The sequence below is a fragment of the Massilia sp. Masssp93 genome, from assembly GCF_059491295.1.
The window spans coordinates 2509199-2524198 of the sequence record NZ_CP168502.1 but is presented as its reverse complement, the minus strand read 5'-3'; the positions used below and the strand labels follow the sequence as shown (position 1 = coordinate 2524198).

Here is a 15000-nt window from a genome sequence, read left to right as displayed (position 1 = left end):
CTCGGGCACGGCGGTTTTACGAAGCAACCCGGGGGTAGAGAATGCAGTCATCACTCAAGAGCAAGGCCAGCAACCGCGTGTGCAGCTTCGCTGTGCTCGCGGCCTGCGCATCCGCGGCCTGGGCCGGACCGGAACTCGCGGTCCCCGTCCAGGACGGCACGCCGGCCGCGAGGCCGGACGCCGGCGCGGACAAGGCGGCAAAGGCGGCCGACGCGCTGGGATTCGGTCCGGCCGCCGATCTGGGCAAGCTGGAACATTCGCGCGGTGGAACGGACACGTTCATCACCAACAACAACGCGAATCTCAACGGCGTCGTTTCCGGCAACAGCGCGGTGAACGTCGTCACGGGGTCGAACAGCATCGACACCGGGGCGTTCGCCAACATGTCGGGCATCCCGGTGGTGATCCAGAACAGTGGCGCGAACGTGCTGATCCAGAACGCCACCATCGTCAACCTGCAGTTCAAATGATGCCCAGCGCCCTGCCCTTGCCGTTCGCCTTGCTGGGCGCCTTGCTGGGCGCCGCCGGCGCGCACGCGGCCGACCTGCCGATCGCGGGCGGCGCGCGTTTCGACGTGCCGGTGAAGAGCATGCGCGAATTGCGCTTCACCTCCACGACCCGCCAGCAATACGACTTCAGCTGCGGCTCGGCCGCCCTGGCGACCCTGCTGACCTATCACTATGGCTATCCGGTCAGCGAAACCGTCGCCTTCAAGGCGATGTGGGACAGCGGCGACCAGGCCAAGATCCGGCGCGAAGGCTTTTCGCTGCTCGACATGCAGCGCTTCCTCGCGAAGATCGGCTTCAAGGCGGACGGTTTCCAGGTGCCGCTGCAGAAACTGTTCGACAGCAAACTGCCCGCCATCGTGCTGATCTCGGAAAAAGGCTACAACCACTTCGTCGTGATCAAGGGCGCGGAGGACGGGCGCATCCTGCTGGGCGATCCGTCCAGCGGCACCCGCTCGATCACGCGCGAACACTTCGAATCCATCTGGCCGACCCGGCTGCTGTTCGTGATCCACGACGCGCCGGACAAGCCTTCGTTCAACGCCGACGTCGACTGGCGCGCCGCACCACGCGCGCCGCTGGCCGACGGCGTCACCCGGACCGCGATCGACATGACGACGCTGCCGAAATTCGGCCCGGGCGATTTTTGACAGGAGACCCCATGCGCCTTCCCGTCCAGATCGGCCTCGTGCTGGCCAGCGCCGCGATCGCGACGCAGGGCCACGCCGGCGGCCCGGACAATCCGTTCAGCAGCGCCAACGCCGTCGCGTCGGACCGGCTGGACGACTACCGCGGCGGTTTCGTCACCGACAACGGCCTCGCGGTGACGCTCGGCATCGAGCGCATCGTGACCATCAACGGCAACCTGGCCGAGCGCAGCGAGCTGAACCTCGGCGACCTCGGCCGCCTGACGAGCGGCCAGAGCACGCTGTCGGCGGACACCGCGGCCCAGGTGCGCCTCATCCAGAACGGCGGCGGCACCTTCAACGTCCAGATGGGCGACACGACCCTGGGCGGCACCGTGATCCAGAACAGCCTGAACAACCAGTTGATCAACAACCAGACCATCATCAATGCAAGCGTGAACGCGCGCGGACTGCTGCAGGCCATGAATTTCCAGTCCAGCCTCGCGAACGCGCTCAATACCGCCGCCACCGGCAGGTGACGGAATTACCTGGAGAATACTTATGCAAAAAATTCCAGCGCTGTACGGCGTGATTGGTGTCAGCGTCGCACTGGCGGCCTTTCCGGCCGGCGCCCAGTCCGGACCTGACCTCCTCGAGCAGCTCAAGATCATGCGACAACAGCTGGAAGAGCAGCGCGCGCGCGTCGACGAACTGGAACGCCAGTTGCGCGCGAGCGGCGTCGCGGCGCCCGCCAACGCGGCCGTGGCGGCGCCGGCGCAGCTCGAACGGATGCGCGGCACCGGCAACGCTGTCGCCGACACGGGGCAGGCCCAGGGCGACGCCGCCGTCGGCCGGCCGCCCGCGCCGCGCGCACCGGAAGTGGCGCCGATCTTCGAGACCCCGGGCGTGCTCACGCCGCGGGGCAAAGTCGTGTTCGAACCGTCCGTGCAGTACGGCTATTCGTCCAGCAACCGCGTGGCGCTCGTCGGCTACACGGTGATCCCGGCCCTGCTGATCGGCCTGCTGGACGTGCGCGAAGTGAAACGCAACACGACGACGGCCACGGCCACGTTCCGCTACGGCTTCGACAACCGCCTGGAACTCGAAGCGAAGATACCGTACGTCTACCGCAGCGATTCCACCGTCAGCCGCGAGCTGTTCACGGGCACGGCGGCCGAGCGCGCGTTCGAGACGAGCGGCAAGGGCATCGGCGACATCGAACTGGGCTGGCGCTACCAGCTGAACGACGGCGGCGTCGACACGCCGTACTACATCGCCGGCCTGCGCTTCAAGTCGCGCACGGGACGCGACCCGTTCCAGGTCATCACCGACTGCCAGACCCGCTGCGTGGGCCAGAACGTGACGGGGACGGGCCTGCCGCTGGACCTGCCGACGGGTTCCGGCTTCTACTCGGTCCAGCCGAGCCTGACGTGGCTGCTGCCGTCCGACCCGGCGATCTTCTTCGGCGGCTTCAGCTACACCAAGAACTTCAAGCGCAACAACGTCTACCGGACGGTGCTGAACGGCGAGAAGGAGTTGCTGGGCCAGGTCGATCCGGGCGACGTGTTCGGCTTCAACTTCGGCATGGGGCTGGCGCTGAACGAGAAGGCGTCGTTCAGCATCGGCTACGACCACAACTCCGTCGGCCGCATGCACCAGAACGGCGTCGTGATCCCGGGTTCGGTCCGGGTGCAGCTTGGGACCCTGCTGCTGGGCTACTCGTACCGGATGAAGAACAACCGCACGCTGAGCGTCTCGGTCGGCGCCGGGCTCACGCGCGACACGCCCGACGTCACGCTGATGGTCAGGATGCCATTCACGTTCTAGCATCCCCTTTGGCCGCAAGGCGCGGCCCACCGAAAAGGGCCGCGCTTGCGGCTCTTTTTTCCGGCGCAGCCGGTGCGGCCGCGTGGGCGGGGGCCGCCCACCCTACGGTTTGTGCCTATGCGGACGTTCGCGCACCATGTACTGTCCCGGTAGGGTGGGCACCCCGTGCCCACGCGAAGCAGACACGACGGCCGCGTGGGCTGGGGCCGCCCACCCGACCTTGCTTGCCACCCTTTTTTGATCAGATGTAGTAGACGAGCGCGGCGAGGCCGACGATCAGCGCGACCTTGGTCGCCTTGTACGCTGTCTTGTTCCAGGCCTTGTAGCGGCGGCGGTACTGGCCCATCACGTACGAAACGCGGAACAACTTGCTGACGAGCCCGGTTTGATCGCCGGTCTCGTTCGGGGACGCGGCCGCCGTCATCATCGTGCGGCCCAGCCAGCGGTTGACGGACTGCATCCAGCCGAAGCGCATCGGGCGCTCGACGTCGCAGAACAGGATGAGACGGTCGCTGTCGCTCGCGTTCTCCGCCCAGTGGATATACGTCTCGTCGAAGATCACGCCCTGGCCGTCGCGCCAGCTGTAGCGCTGGCCGTCGACTTCGATGAAGCAGCGGTCGTCGTTCGGCGTGGCCAGGCCCAGGTGGTAGCGCATCGAGCCGGCGAACGGGTCGCGGTGCGGGTTCAGCTTCGCGCCCGGCGGCAGCTCGGCGAACATCGCCGCCTTTACGGACGGGATCCCCTGCAGCAGGGCATGCGTCTGCGGGCACAGGCGCTCGGCCGACGGGTGGCTGGCGTCGTACCACTTCAGGTAGAAGCGCTTCCAGCCCGTCTTGAAAAAGGAATTGAAGCCGGCGTCGTTGTTCTGCTCGGACGCCTTGATCTTCTTGAGCTCGATGAGGCGCAGGCCTTCCTCGCGGATCGTCGGCCAGTTTTCCTGCAGCACGGCCAGCTCGGGGAATTCGCGCACGGGAATATAGGGCGTGCTCGGCACCTTCGAGAACAGGTGCATGAACATATTGATCGGCGCCATGAACGACGAATGGTCGAACAACTGGCGGCCGAACGGCAGCCGGACCTTGCCGCGGAAATGGATGTGCAGGACCGACAGCACGAGGAAACCGACGACAAACCACTTCATTACGCCTCCGACCTGTCCCGCCGCGTCGTGCGGCACGGATCAATTTAAACGAGGCGCAAGGATACCATATGCGATACGCGGCCGTACGCCGTCCGCCCGGCTGGCCGGGACGGATGGGGTACGGCCGCGCGCTGTAAATCGACTGTTACACGACTTGTCGTGACAACGCGACAGCGCCGGAACGACTGCGCCTTCAGTGCATCAGCGACGTGACGGCATATCCTTTTTCGGCCAGCTGGCCGGTGAGGTTCTGGATATCGTAATCCGGCAGGTCGCCGGCGTCATCGTCGACTTCGAAGGCCCGTGCTTCGACTTCCCAGTCGGTATTCGTGGCTTCCTCGGGGATGTTACGGGTCTCGGGGACGGCCAGGTAGGAAAACTTGCCGTCGTGTTCGGCTCTGCGGTAGATGTCCAGGCGCATAGTCATATCCTTTAAAAGCATGACCTTCGAATGAAAGCCATCAGTATGGCACGATAGGCGAACGGTTCGTCACCGTCTGTTAATCCGCGCACACTGGCCGGCCGTCAACGTTCAGCGACGGACGCCGCCCCCGAGCACGCGCGCCGGCAGCATGACGACGGCGCGCAGCAGTTCGAACACGGCTTCCACGCCGATGCCGAGCAGGCGGAACGGCAGCAGCAGGAGCCAGACGAGCGGATACATCACGAGCGCCACCAGCGCGATCGGCCAGCACAGGAACAATAACATCAACCACACGAGGAAACCCAGCATCGCCAGCTCCATCAGTCAAAAAAGGCCGTTGCGGCCCGACGTTGTGACTGTAGTTGTATGGACGGCCACGCGCAATCTTTCTGCGATGGACGGCGGGCGGGGGCGGATAGACGGGGAAAAAGCGGGGGCGAGCGGGGGCGGCGGGCATCGACATGCAATGCATCGACGCACTATGCATCGGTACACAATGGATCGATACACACTGACTGCGTCGTCCCCGCGGAGGCGGGGATCCAATTTCTGCACGCGTCACGTAAAACTTGGACCCCCGCCTGCGCGGGGGCGACGTTCATTCTTCCCAGGGACGACGCTCGTTCCCTGTGAGCGCGACGTTCATTTTTCGCAAGAATGACAATCGGTCAGGCGAACGCCGCATCCTCGACGCGCACCGGCTCGCCCGCGCGCACGACGACCTCGGCCCGCATCGACGCTTCCAGCGACGGAATCGACCCGCCCGCGCGATACGCGAAGCCCACCTGCACGATGTCGCCCTGCTGCACGTCCAGCGGCGTGGCCAGCGGCAGCATCATGTAATGGTTCAGCCAGTCGATCGTCGTGCCGCGTTCCTCGATGATCGTGAGGACGTTCTTGGTGATGAAGCGCAGCGCGTTCAGGCGGCCGCCCTGCTCCATGCGGAACTGGCCTTCCCACGCGATGGCGTCGCCCACGTTCTGGCTGAAGTCCATGATCGAATACACGCCCGGCTGCGCCAGTTCGATGGTGCCCGGATAGATCACGTTGGTCGGCTGGAACTGCACGATCGGCGCATAGAAGCCTTCGAAATCGTATTCGAGCTGCAGCGGCTGCGCGGCCATGATGACGGCCTCCGGCATGAAGATCGGCAGCGGACCGCCGAAGCGGGCCAGGTAGCGGCGCTTGAACGATTCGATCACGTCGACCTGCTTTTCGCGCAGCATGCCCACGTGGATCATTTCGCAGATGACGATGTCGACCGGCTCCGGCGGCAGGTATTCGAACGCATCCGCATGGACGACCTCGACCTTGTGCCCGTTCGGGTTCATGGCGAGGAAGCGGCGCGCTTCGCGCACCATGTCCGGATTGAACTCGACGCAATAGACCTGCGACGCGTTCTGGGCCGCGAAGAACGACAGGACGCCCGTGCCGCCGCCCAGTTCCAGCACCTTCATGCCCGGCTTGACCGCGTGGTAGATCGCCGACTTGAAGCTGTGCATGCGGTTGTGATCCATCAGCATGTTGTGATGGTAGTGGACCGGAATGAACTGCCCCAGGTAGCAGCTCTCGATTTCGCGTTCGTTCAGCATTGTGTCCTCGTTGTCGGGCCCGCGGTCCTGCCGGCGCCGTTGTTGATCTCAGGCTGCATTATGTGCATGCCAGGAAGCAACTGATGCGCGGATCTGACGGGGATTTTCCGCCCAGTTTGTCGGATCGATGGGACAAGCGCGATGTGTTGGCAAATACAACTAGCTATTTGCCGTAAGGGAATGTTAGGATTTTCCCACCATCCGTCACCCGCGCCGGCCGCCATGGTCCATTCGATCCGTTCCCTCTCGGCGAATATCGCCGACCTGCTGCTGGACGTCGTTTTCCTGGTGGACCGGTGCGGCACGATCGTCGACGTCAGCGCAGGCTGCGAGCGCATGCTCGGCTACCGGCCGACCGAGCTGATCGGACAACACATGCTCGACTTCGTCGTCCCCGACGACCGCGACGCGACGCTCGCCGAAGGCGCGCGCGTGCTGGCCGGCCAGGACCGCAGCGGCTTCGAGAACCGCTACCTGCACAAGGATGGCCACTGCGTCGACATCATGTGGTCGGCGCGCTGGATCGCCGACCAGGGCCTGCGCCTGGGCGTCGCGCGGGACATCAGCCTGCGCAAACGGGCCGAGCGGCGCCAGGCCGCGACGTATGCCATTTCCGAAGCCGCGTACCAGGCATCCGACCTGGCCGGGCTGTGCGCCGAGATCCACGGCATCCTCGACCGGCTGGTCGGCGCACCCGGCATGGTGGTCGTCACCGACCCGACGCCGCAGCACGGCTTCAAGGTCATCTACCAGCGCGACCACGACGAACGGGGCCGGCTGCCCTCGCGCGCCTGCCTCGCGCGCTGGCGCGCGACCGCGTCGGACCCGGACGCGCTCGCGCCCGCCGCCGTCCGCCACGCCGCACGAGGACGCCTGAACACGTGGCTGATGGTCGAATTGAAAGGCCCGGCCGGCACCATCGGCGCCCTGCTGCTGCGCGACCGCGCCGGCACCGGATATTCCCCGGGCGACCGCGGGCTGCTGCACTTCGTCGCGGCGCAGGTCGGCCTGGCGCTGGAGCGCAAGCGCCTGCACGACGACCTGATGCGCTCGGCCTGCTACGACGAGCTGACGGGATTGCCGAACCGGCGCCTGTTCTTCGACCGTATCCGCACGGCCGTCGCGCGGGCGCGGCGCTGCCAGTCGCGGCTCGGCCTGCTGTACGTGGACGTCGACGATTTCAAGCAGGTCAACGACCGCCACGGCCACGCCGCCGGCGACGCCCTGCTGCGCGAGGTCGCGGCCCGGCTGGTGGAGTGCGCGCGCGAGTCGGACACGGTGGCCCGCCTCGGCGGCGACGAATTCGTGCTGCTGCTCGAAGACCTGCAGGCGCCCGAGGACGCCGACCTGTGCGCCGACAAGATCCGCGCCGCGCTGGCGCAGCCGGTGCCGACCCAGTGCGCGCCGCTGCACATCGGCGTCAGCATCGGCTGCGCGCTGTTCCCGGACCATGCGGACCAGGTCGAGACGCTGCTGATGCATGCGGACGCGCGCATGTATGCCAGGAAGCGCGCCCGGAAGGCGGCGCCGGACGCCGCCGCGCCGCCCGTGGCGGAAGCGCTCAGCGGGCGGACTTAGCGCGCTTGTCGAGCGCCGCCGCGATGGCGTCGTGATCGGCCCGGTGGGCGATCTGCGCCGCCGTCAGGCCCTCGCCGTTCTTCAGTTGCGGATCGGCGCCCTGGGCGAGCAGGAGCAGCGCACTGTCTTCATGCCCCTCGCGCGCCGCCATCATCAGCGGCGTGTACTTGCCGCTCGCGGGCGGCGACTGCGCGTCGATACGGGCGCCGTGCGCGAGCAGCAGGCGCGCGATGTCGTCGGCGCCGCTGGCAGCCGCGTAGTGCAATGGCGTCCAGCCGGGACGGTTCACGGCCGCGCCCTTCGCGATCAACGCCTCGGCCGCCGCCTGATTGTTCTTGAACGCCGCCATCATCAACGCGGTGTTGCCGTTCAGCGCAGGCGCGTCAACGTTCGTGCCCGGGTGGCGCAGCAGCACGTCCAGCACCCGCATCGCGCCTTCGCGCACCGCGAGGACCAGGGCCGGTTCGCCGCCGATGGGATTGGCCTCGTTCGGATCGACCTTGCCCAGCAGCGACTGCACCGTGCGGACGTCGTCCATCTGCACGGCGCGGAAGAAATCGGTCACCTGCGCGGCCGCCTGCCCGCCCGCCGGCGCTGCCGTCGCGGGATGGATGCCGGCGGCCAGGGCGGCGGCGAGCACGAACGAACGCAGGACGGTACGGCGCAACGGGCTGGCGGGCATCATGGGTCAGGTCCTCGCGGCTTGGAACAGGTTGAAGAAATTGGCGGTGGTGCGGTCGGCGATCTCGCGCAGCGGCACGTCCTTCAGCGTCGCGAGGTATTCCGCGACGTGCGCCACATAGCCCGGCTCGTTCATCTTGCCGCGGTAAGGCACCGGCGCCAGGTACGGCGAATCCGTCTCGATGAGGATGCGGTCCAGCGGCAGCGCCCGCGCCACCGCCTGCAGGTCCTTCGCGCTCTTGAACGTGACGATGCCGGAAAACGAGATGTAGAACCCCATCTCGATCGCGGCCAGTGCGACCTCCAGCGACTCGGTGAAGCAGTGCATCACGCCGGCGACGCCGCCCTCGTCGGTGCCCGCGCCCTCTTCCCGCATGATGCGGATCGTGTCGGCGCTGGCGGCGCGCGTGTGGATGATCAGCGGCTTGCGCGTCGCGCGCGACGCGCGGATGTGCGTGCGGAAGCGCTCGCGCTGCCATTCGAGATCGCCTTCCAGGCGGTAATAATCGAGGCCCGTCTCGCCGATCGCGATGACCTTCGGGTGATCGGCCAGCGCGACCAGCTGCGCGACTGTCGGTTCGGGCGTGTCTTCGTAGTCGGGGTGCACGCCGACCGACGCATAGATGTGCGGATATTGCTCGGCCAGGGCGAGCACGCCGGGAAAATCCGGCAGGTCGACGGACACGCACAGCGCGTGCGAGACCTTGTTCTCGGCCATCCTGGCCAGGATCTCCGGCATGCGCGCGGCGAGCTCGGGGAAATTGATGTGGCAGTGGGAATCGATGTACATCCCGATATTGTACGCGAGGCGCGCACGCCGGCGGGCGCACGGGACAGGCGGCGCCACCTGTCAGAATCTTTAGTTACGATTAAAACAATATCCGTCCTACACTCAACGACGGGACTGGGCGAGACTCGAGGCGGAAGCGATGCGTGGAGCTGACGATGCCGGATAATGAGAATATTGTTGAGCGCGACAAAAAGCCGGACGTGCTGGTCGCATTGGGCCTCGCCCTGGCGTTCGCGGTGTGGCTGTATGTGCTGGGAACTCACCTGGTGATCGAGGTGAATGCCCGCGTCGACAACGACGTCGCGGTGCTTCCGTCCGAGGGTGTGGTCGTGACGAATTTTGCCGCGTCCGCGCTCGCGCCGCTGCTCCTTCTATGCGCGTACTTTCTAAGGGAGAAACCGCGCAACGGCGACGATACGCTTCTGCTGGACGGCGCGCGCTACAACGCGGATTCCGGCATCACCGGGTTTTTCCTGAATTTACTCGGGATCATCCTCGGCTGCGGCATCGGTTGGGGATTGGCCGTTTTCCTGGTCCCGTTCGACGACGTGGACGGCGCCATCTATTCGAAGATCGGTGCCGGCGTCACCACGTTTCTTTCCGGTTTCGTCGCCAGTTATGTGCCGCGCCTCGTGAAGACCCAGTTGACGGCCCGCCCGAAAGCCTTTCTCGTCCAGGTCGGATTAGGCGCGGCGGCGCTGCTCATCACCGGCCTGACAGTGACCACGAACCGGACTGAATATCTCGAGTTCGCGCGGCTCGAGCACGCCGACGAGTCGGCAGTCGAGGCCCGCGAAAAAGCGGATATCCAGGCGGTCAAGGCGCGCTATGCGTTCGAATATGCGCAGTTCAGGGGGCAACGGCTTGCGGAGCAGCTGGCGAAAACCCCAAAGGTTCAGAAAGAAATCGAACAGAAAAAACGCGAGATGGACGACCGCTGGTCGTTGCTGCTTCGCCAGTATCGCAGCACCGGTCCGTGAGCCCGCGACACATCGGTTCGGGGCCGCGTCCACGAAGCCCGGCAAGCGTTATTCGACCACCCGCTTGCCGAGGATGATCAGGTCGCGCTCGATCCCATCCAGGGTCGCGACCCGCGGAAAATTCGCCCACGTATCGAAGCCATACTTGCGGAACAGGGCCAGGCTCGGCGCATTGTGCCCGAAGATAAAGCCCAGCAGGGTATGCACCTTGACGTTCGGCGCGAACGCCATCGCCTGTTCCAGGCAATAACGTCCCACGCCCTTGCCGCGCCAGCGTTCCGCGATATAGATCGACAGCTCCGCCGTGCCGGAATACGCCGGGCGGCCGTAGAAATTCGAATACGAACACCAGCCGATCACGGCCGGATTCGCCGACGTGTCCGCCCCATCGTGGATCACCCACAGCGGCCGGCGCTCCGGCGTGTGCTCGTGGAACCAGCCTTCGCGCGACGCGACCGTGACCGGTTCGGTGTCGGCCGTGACTTCGCGCGATGCGATGGTGGAATTGTAGATGTCGACGATGACGGGCAGATCTTCGATGCGGGCGAGGCGGTGTACGTAGGACGGCATGTTGAAACTAAGTAAAAGCTACAGGGTATGGGTGGCGCGCGACGAACGCAGCGCCGCGCCGAGGATTTCTTCGATGCGCAGGCGGGCGCGCTGGCCGGTCTCGTCGGCCGGGAAATGCACGCCGATGCCCTGCGCCTTGTTGTTGTTGGCGCCGGCCGGCGTGATCCAGGCGACCTTGCCGGCGATCGGGTATTTGTTCGGGTCGTCCATCAGCGACAGGATCAGGTAGATCTCGTCGCCGATCTTGTACGGCTTGTTGGTCGGCACGAACATGCCGCCGTTTTTCAGGAACGGCATATAGGCCGCGTATAGCGCGGCCTTTTCCTTGATGGCGAGCGACAGCACGGACGGCCGCGCGGGTTGCGGCGCGTTCGGATCGGCGGGCAGGCCGCTGATCGGTCCGTTCTGCGAAACACTCATCGTCGTCCTTTCGTCATGGGCCGTACATCATGGGCCGCAGCGCGCAGTGTAATCAAGCAACATGTCTTCGACAAACAGTTTCGGAGACAAGGGGTGGTCGGCCACGGCGCGGCGCTCGTTCGTGGATTTGATTACCTGCAGCAAGTCGGCCACGTGCACGCGACCGGCGAGCGCCGCCAGTTCCCGCTGATACCTCGGATAATACCGGATCACCCCGGAAAGCTTGTACGAAAACACATCATACAGCCAGCGCTGCTGCCACGCGACGAGGGACGCCAGCGGCGCCTTGCTCAATTTGTCGGCACTGCGCAACGCGGCATCGACGCTCGGCTGCGCGAGTATCTGCAGCAGGCCGTCGAGTTCTTCGCGGCTGCCCGTCTCGGCCTGGGCCAGCGCCGCCAGCGGGGCGCCGCCCTGCTCGCGCAGCCAGCCGTCCGCATCGTCGACGCCCTGCGCCTGCAGCCACGCCAGTGCCTCGGCGTGGTCGGGCATCGGCAACGCGAACTTGCGGCAACGCGACAGGATCGTCGGCAGCAGCCGGTCCAGGCCATTCGATGCGAGCAGGAACACGGTGCCCGGCGGCGGTTCCTCGAGCGTCTTCAGCAACGCGTTCGACGACGGCATGTTCAGGCTTTCCGCCGGATACAGCACGACGACGCGCAGGCCCTGGCGGTGCGTCGAGATGTTCATGAAATCGGCCAGCGCGCGCACCTGTTCGATCTTGATCTCTTTCGACGCCGTCTTCGATTTGGATTTCTTGTCTTCGGCAGGCGCGTCCTCGCCCTCGCCGGCCGCGACCTCGTCCTCCAGCGCTTCCGGACGCACGCGGCGGTAATCGGGGTGATTGCCCTGCGCAAACCAGCCGCAGGACGCGCACGCGCCACACGCGTGGCCGTCCGGCCTCACGTCTTCGCACAGCAGCGACTGCGCAAACGACTCGATGAAGTCGGCCTTGCCGATGCCGGCCGGGCCGTGGAACAGGATCGCGTGCGGCAGGCGCGCGCGCATCGCCTGCAGCCGCGTCCAGGCGTCCTGCTGCCAGGGATACATGCTCACAGCCATGGCTCCAGTGCGGCTTGCAGGGCCATGCGCACGCCGGCGATGGACTGCGTGGAATCGATGACGACGATGCGTCCGCCCGATTGCGCGGCGCGGCGCAGGTATTCGGCGCGCACCCGCGCGAAGAAATCGGCCTGCTCCATTTCGAACTTGTCCAGGGTGCGCGTCGCGGCCAGGCGCGCGCGCGCGACGTCCAGCGGAACGTCGAACAACAGGGTCAGGTCGGGCTGCAGGTGCGGATGCACCCATTCCTCCAGCGCGTCGAGCTTCGCGCGATCCAGGCCGCGCCCGCCGCCCTGGTAGGCGAAGCTGGCGTCCGTAAAACGGTCGGACAGGACCCAGTCGCCGCGCGCGAGCGCCGGTGCGATGACCTGCGCCACGTGTTCGCGGCGGCTGGCGAACATCAGCAGCGCCTCCGTCTCGAGGTGCATTTTTTCGTGCAGCACCAGGTCGCGCAGCTTTTCGCCCAGCGGCGTGCCGCCCGGCTCGCGCGTCGAAACGACGGTCTTGCCGGCGCCTTCGAGCAGGGCGATGACGTGGCCGATGTGCGTGGACTTGCCGGCGCCGTCGATGCCTTCGAAGGTGATGAAACGCCCGCGGGTGGCATCGTTATGGTTCATTGCATTCATTCGTATTTACTGGGGCACCTGGTTGCGCTGGTACTGGTTGACGGCCTTGTTATGCTCCGTGAGGTTCACCGAGAAATGGCTCGTGCCGTCGCCGCGCGAGACGAAATACAGGGCTTCCGTCTTCGCGGGCGCCGTCGCGGCCGCGAGCGACTGGACGCCCGGCAGCGCGATCGGCGTCGGCGGCAGGCCGGCGCGCGTATAGGTATTGTACGGGGTGTCGGTCTCGAGGTCCTTCTTGCGGATCTTGCCGTCGTACCGGTCGCCCATGCCGTAGATGACGGTGGGGTCGGTCTGCAGCAGCATGCCGGCCTTGAGGCGGTTCACGAACACGCCGGCGATCAGCGCCCGTTCGCTCTTCTTGCCCGTTTCCTTTTCCACCAGCGAGGCCATGATCAGGGCCTGGTACGGGTCGGTGTACGGCAGGCCCGGGTCGCGCTTCTCCCAGGCGGCCTTCAGGCGCTTCATCATCATGTCGTGCGCCTGCCGGTAGATCGACAGGTCGCTCGCATTCTTGGCGAACAGATACGTGTCGGGGAAGAACAGGCCTTCCGGCGCCTTGTAGTCGGGCGCCACCTTCGCCAGCAATTCCTGGTCGGACAGCTTCGCCGTGTCGTGCTTCAGGTTCGGCGCGGCGTCGATGGCCTGGCGCATCTGGCGGAACGTCCACCCTTCGATGATCGTCAGCGACTCCTGCGCGAACTCGCCGCGCACGAGCTGGGTGAGGAGGCGGCGCGGGGTCGTATCCGGTTTGAGCTCGTAGCTCCCGGCCTTGATCCGGCTTGCCTTGCCCGTGGCGCGCGCCAGCACCCCGAACAGGAAGGCGTTGACGGGCACGCCGGCCGTCGCCATCTGCTGCGCCGCGCCGGCCACGCCGCTGCCCTGCGCGATCGCGAACGGGATGACGGGGGCGCCACCCGGTGTGATCGGCTGCCTGCTCCACCACTGGAAGCCGGCGCCGGCCGCCGCGAGCCCGATCACGCCCGTGACGATGAGTTTTCTGATCAGTGCCATGCTGGTTTCGTTTTTTCGCCGTCGTCGGCGCGTTTTTGAAGGCGAACTTATAATGAGGCCGTAATCATAAAGCCGATACTCCTAAACCGGAAATAATTCGTGTCATGAACCATTGGATCGACCACCTCGCCACCCTGGGCGCCCGTTTCCACCCCGATAGCCCGACGCAAGTCGAGGACTTCGGCCACGTCCTCGGCACGGCCGCCCTCGAACAAGGGTTTGTCGCCGCCGTCACCGACCTGGGCCTGATCGCCGTCGCCGGCGAGGACGCCGCCGGCTTCCTGCACAACCAGCTCACCAACGACGTCGAACATCTCGGCACGGCGGAGGCCCGGCTGGCCGGCTACTGCACGCCGAAGGGCCGCCTGCAGGCCACGTTCCTGATGTGGCGCGACGCCGACGCCGTCTACCTGCAGCTGCCGCGCGCCATCCAGCCGCCGCTGCAGAAGCGCCTGACCATGTTCGTGCTGCGGTCGAAAGCCAGGCTGCGCGACGCCACCGACGAAGCGCGCAACGCGGCCGTCCTCGGGCTGGGCGGCGCGGCGGCGGGCGACGCCCTGCGCACCCAGGTCGGCGCCCTGCCCGAGGCACCGTATGCGAAGATCGACGGCGCGTTCGGCACCGTGATCCGCCTCGCCGACGCCTTCGGCCACCCCCGCTATCTGTGGCTGACGTCGGCCGACGACGGCGTCAAGGCCTTGTCCGCGCTGCGCGCGACGCTCGCGCTGGGCGGCAACGCGGCGTGGCAGCTGGCCGCCGTCCACGCGGGCGTGCCCCAGATCGGCCAGGCGACGCAGGAGCAGTTCGTCCCGCAGATGATCAACTACGAGCTGCTCGGCGGCGTGAATTTCAAGAAGGGCTGCTATCCCGGCCAGGAAATCGTCGCCCGCAGCCAGTACCTGGGCAAGCTGAAACGCCGAATGACGCTGGCCACGCTCGCCGACGCGGCCGCGCGGCCCGGCGACGAGGTCTATTCGGTCGCCGACCCCGACCAGCCGTCCGGCATGATCGTCAACGTGGCGCCCAACGGTGCCGGCGGCGCCGACGCGCTCGTCGAGATCAAGCTGGCCGCCCTGGACGGCGACGTGCGCCACGGTTCGGCCGGCGGCACGAAGCTGGATTTCCTGCCGCTGCCGTATCCGCTCGACGCGCTGGACGCCTGAGCC

General features: G+C 66.4%; 18 protein-coding genes. 7 read left to right on the top strand and 11 right to left on the bottom strand.

Going from position 1 to position 15000, the window contains the following annotated elements:
* Positions 1–41 precede the first annotated feature (41 nt).
* Genes ACEN9Q_RS10500 through ACEN9Q_RS10485 form a run of 4 tightly spaced genes read left to right on the top strand, consistent with a single transcriptional unit; the run spans position 42 to position 2959 of the window.
* Positions 42–470 carry a hypothetical protein gene (locus ACEN9Q_RS10500; RefSeq protein WP_495628337.1) on the top strand — a complete coding sequence of 143 codons (429 nt, stop codon included), beginning with the start codon at positions 42–44 and terminating at the stop codon, positions 468–470.
* Positions 467–1156, top strand: a complete 690-nt coding sequence (locus tag ACEN9Q_RS10495) for a C39 family peptidase (RefSeq protein WP_495628336.1) — start codon at positions 467–469, stop codon at positions 1154–1156. The genes ACEN9Q_RS10500 and ACEN9Q_RS10495 overlap by 4 nt, the downstream gene beginning before the upstream one ends.
* A gap of 11 nt (positions 1157–1167) precedes the next feature.
* Positions 1168–1671 (top strand): hypothetical protein, encoded by a 504-nt coding sequence (locus ACEN9Q_RS10490; protein WP_056446592.1) that lies wholly within the window; start codon positions 1168–1170, stop codon positions 1669–1671.
* Between the two features lie 22 nt (positions 1672–1693).
* Positions 1694–2959, top strand: a complete 1266-nt coding sequence (locus tag ACEN9Q_RS10485) for an acetate kinase (protein WP_495628335.1) — start codon at positions 1694–1696, stop codon at positions 2957–2959.
* A 241-nt stretch (positions 2960–3200) separates the two neighbouring features.
* On the opposite strand, the gene lpxO is transcribed toward ACEN9Q_RS10485, so the two are convergent.
* The 4 genes from lpxO to ACEN9Q_RS10465 all read right to left on the bottom strand — a co-directional run bounded on the left by lpxO (position 3201) and on the right by ACEN9Q_RS10465 (position 6116).
* Positions 3201–4100 (bottom strand): lipid A hydroxylase LpxO, encoded by a 900-nt coding sequence (gene lpxO / locus ACEN9Q_RS10480; RefSeq protein WP_056446585.1) that lies wholly within the window; start codon positions 4098–4100, stop codon positions 3201–3203.
* A 193-nt stretch (positions 4101–4293) separates the two neighbouring features.
* Positions 4294–4521 carry a DUF6139 family protein gene (locus tag ACEN9Q_RS10475; protein ID WP_056446582.1) on the bottom strand — a complete coding sequence of 76 codons (228 nt, stop codon included), beginning with the start codon at positions 4519–4521 and terminating at the stop codon, positions 4294–4296.
* Between the two features lie 111 nt (positions 4522–4632).
* Positions 4633–4833: a hypothetical protein gene (locus ACEN9Q_RS10470; protein ID WP_056446577.1), complete on the bottom strand. Its 201-nt coding sequence runs from the start codon at positions 4831–4833 to the stop codon at positions 4633–4635.
* Between the two features lie 359 nt (positions 4834–5192).
* Positions 5193–6116, bottom strand: coding sequence for a class I SAM-dependent methyltransferase (locus ACEN9Q_RS10465; protein ID WP_495628334.1), 924 nt, complete (start codon positions 6114–6116; stop codon positions 5193–5195).
* Between the two features lie 180 nt (positions 6117–6296).
* Between ACEN9Q_RS10465 and ACEN9Q_RS10460 the strand changes: the two genes are divergently transcribed.
* Positions 6297–7694, top strand: coding sequence for a diguanylate cyclase domain-containing protein (locus tag ACEN9Q_RS10460; RefSeq protein WP_495628333.1), 1398 nt, complete (start codon positions 6297–6299; stop codon positions 7692–7694).
* Here ACEN9Q_RS10460 and ACEN9Q_RS10455 read toward each other — a convergent pair.
* Positions 7678–8379 (bottom strand): ankyrin repeat domain-containing protein, encoded by a 702-nt coding sequence (locus ACEN9Q_RS10455; protein WP_495628332.1) that lies wholly within the window; start codon positions 8377–8379, stop codon positions 7678–7680. The two genes, ACEN9Q_RS10460 and ACEN9Q_RS10455, sit on opposite strands and share 17 nt — an antisense overlap.
* Positions 8380–8382: 3 nt before the next feature.
* The gene (locus ACEN9Q_RS10450; protein ID WP_495628331.1) at positions 8383–9165 is read right to left on the bottom strand and encodes a TatD family hydrolase; all 783 of its coding nucleotides are present in this window, start codon (positions 9163–9165) and stop codon (positions 8383–8385) included.
* 143 nt (positions 9166–9308) lie between these two features.
* Between ACEN9Q_RS10450 and ACEN9Q_RS10445 the strand changes: the two genes are divergently transcribed.
* On the top strand, positions 9309–10145 hold the full coding sequence (locus ACEN9Q_RS10445) for a hypothetical protein (RefSeq protein ID WP_495628330.1): 837 nt from the start codon (positions 9309–9311) through the stop codon (positions 10143–10145).
* A gap of 48 nt (positions 10146–10193) precedes the next feature.
* Here ACEN9Q_RS10445 and ACEN9Q_RS10440 read toward each other — a convergent pair whose 3' ends face one another.
* Genes ACEN9Q_RS10440 through mltG form a run of 5 tightly spaced genes read right to left on the bottom strand, consistent with a single transcriptional unit; the run spans position 10194 to position 13834 of the window.
* Entirely contained in the window at positions 10194–10715 is a 522-nt protein-coding gene (locus ACEN9Q_RS10440; protein WP_056446559.1) for a GNAT family N-acetyltransferase, read from the bottom strand.
* Positions 10716–10733: 18 nt separating this feature from the next.
* Positions 10734–11135 carry a PilZ domain-containing protein gene (locus ACEN9Q_RS10435; protein ID WP_056446556.1) on the bottom strand — a complete coding sequence of 134 codons (402 nt, stop codon included), beginning with the start codon at positions 11133–11135 and terminating at the stop codon, positions 10734–10736.
* Positions 11136–11162: 27 nt separating this feature from the next.
* Entirely contained in the window at positions 11163–12197 is a 1035-nt protein-coding gene (locus ACEN9Q_RS10430; RefSeq protein ID WP_495628329.1) for a DNA polymerase III subunit delta', read from the bottom strand.
* Complete coding sequence (tmk, locus tag ACEN9Q_RS10425) at positions 12188–12823, bottom strand: dTMP kinase (RefSeq protein ID WP_495628328.1); 636 nt, start codon at positions 12821–12823, stop codon at positions 12188–12190. The genes ACEN9Q_RS10430 and tmk overlap by 10 nt, the downstream gene beginning before the upstream one ends.
* A gap of 6 nt (positions 12824–12829) precedes the next feature.
* On the bottom strand, positions 12830–13834 hold the full coding sequence (gene mltG, locus ACEN9Q_RS10420) for an endolytic transglycosylase MltG (protein WP_495628327.1): 1005 nt from the start codon (positions 13832–13834) through the stop codon (positions 12830–12832).
* 104 nt (positions 13835–13938) lie between these two features.
* Here mltG and ygfZ point away from each other — a divergent pair, with 104 nt between their 5' ends.
* Entirely contained in the window at positions 13939–14997 is a 1059-nt protein-coding gene (gene ygfZ, locus ACEN9Q_RS10415; protein WP_056446547.1) for a CAF17-like 4Fe-4S cluster assembly/insertion protein YgfZ, read from the top strand.
* Positions 14998–15000 lie beyond the last annotated feature (3 nt).

Excerpts from the sequence above, each read along its gene's own strand:
- ACEN9Q_RS10500 (WP_495628337.1), top strand. The coding sequence starts at position 42 with ATGCAGTCATCACTCAAGAGCAAGGCCAGCAACCGCGTGTGCAGCTTC.
- ACEN9Q_RS10460 (WP_495628333.1), top strand. The coding sequence starts at position 6,297 with ATGTTAGGATTTTCCCACCATCCGTCACCCGCGCCGGCCGCCATGGTC.
- ACEN9Q_RS10490 (WP_056446592.1), top strand. The coding sequence starts at position 1,168 with ATGCGCCTTCCCGTCCAGATCGGCCTCGTGCTGGCCAGCGCCGCGATC.
- mltG (WP_495628327.1), bottom strand. The coding sequence starts at position 13,834 with ATGGCACTGATCAGAAAACTCATCGTCACGGGCGTGATCGGGCTCGCG.
- ACEN9Q_RS10475 (WP_056446582.1), bottom strand. The coding sequence starts at position 4,521 with ATGCGCCTGGACATCTACCGCAGAGCCGAACACGACGGCAAGTTTTCC.
- ACEN9Q_RS10495 (WP_495628336.1), top strand. The coding sequence starts at position 467 with ATGATGCCCAGCGCCCTGCCCTTGCCGTTCGCCTTGCTGGGCGCCTTG.
- ACEN9Q_RS10435 (WP_056446556.1), bottom strand. The coding sequence starts at position 11,135 with ATGAGTGTTTCGCAGAACGGACCGATCAGCGGCCTGCCCGCCGATCCG.
- ygfZ (WP_056446547.1), top strand. The coding sequence starts at position 13,939 with ATGAACCATTGGATCGACCACCTCGCCACCCTGGGCGCCCGTTTCCAC.
- ACEN9Q_RS10440 (WP_056446559.1), bottom strand. The coding sequence starts at position 10,715 with ATGCCGTCCTACGTACACCGCCTCGCCCGCATCGAAGATCTGCCCGTC.
- lpxO (WP_056446585.1), bottom strand. The coding sequence starts at position 4,100 with ATGAAGTGGTTTGTCGTCGGTTTCCTCGTGCTGTCGGTCCTGCACATC.
- ACEN9Q_RS10430 (WP_495628329.1), bottom strand. The coding sequence starts at position 12,197 with ATGGCTGTGAGCATGTATCCCTGGCAGCAGGACGCCTGGACGCGGCTG.
- ACEN9Q_RS10455 (WP_495628332.1), bottom strand. The coding sequence starts at position 8,379 with ATGATGCCCGCCAGCCCGTTGCGCCGTACCGTCCTGCGTTCGTTCGTG.
- ACEN9Q_RS10485 (WP_495628335.1), top strand. The coding sequence starts at position 1,694 with ATGCAAAAAATTCCAGCGCTGTACGGCGTGATTGGTGTCAGCGTCGCA.
- ACEN9Q_RS10450 (WP_495628331.1), bottom strand. The coding sequence starts at position 9,165 with ATGTACATCGATTCCCACTGCCACATCAATTTCCCCGAGCTCGCCGCG.
- ACEN9Q_RS10465 (WP_495628334.1), bottom strand. The coding sequence starts at position 6,116 with ATGCTGAACGAACGCGAAATCGAGAGCTGCTACCTGGGGCAGTTCATT.
- ACEN9Q_RS10470 (WP_056446577.1), bottom strand. The coding sequence starts at position 4,833 with ATGCTGGGTTTCCTCGTGTGGTTGATGTTATTGTTCCTGTGCTGGCCG.
- tmk (WP_495628328.1), bottom strand. The coding sequence starts at position 12,823 with ATGAATGCAATGAACCATAACGATGCCACCCGCGGGCGTTTCATCACC.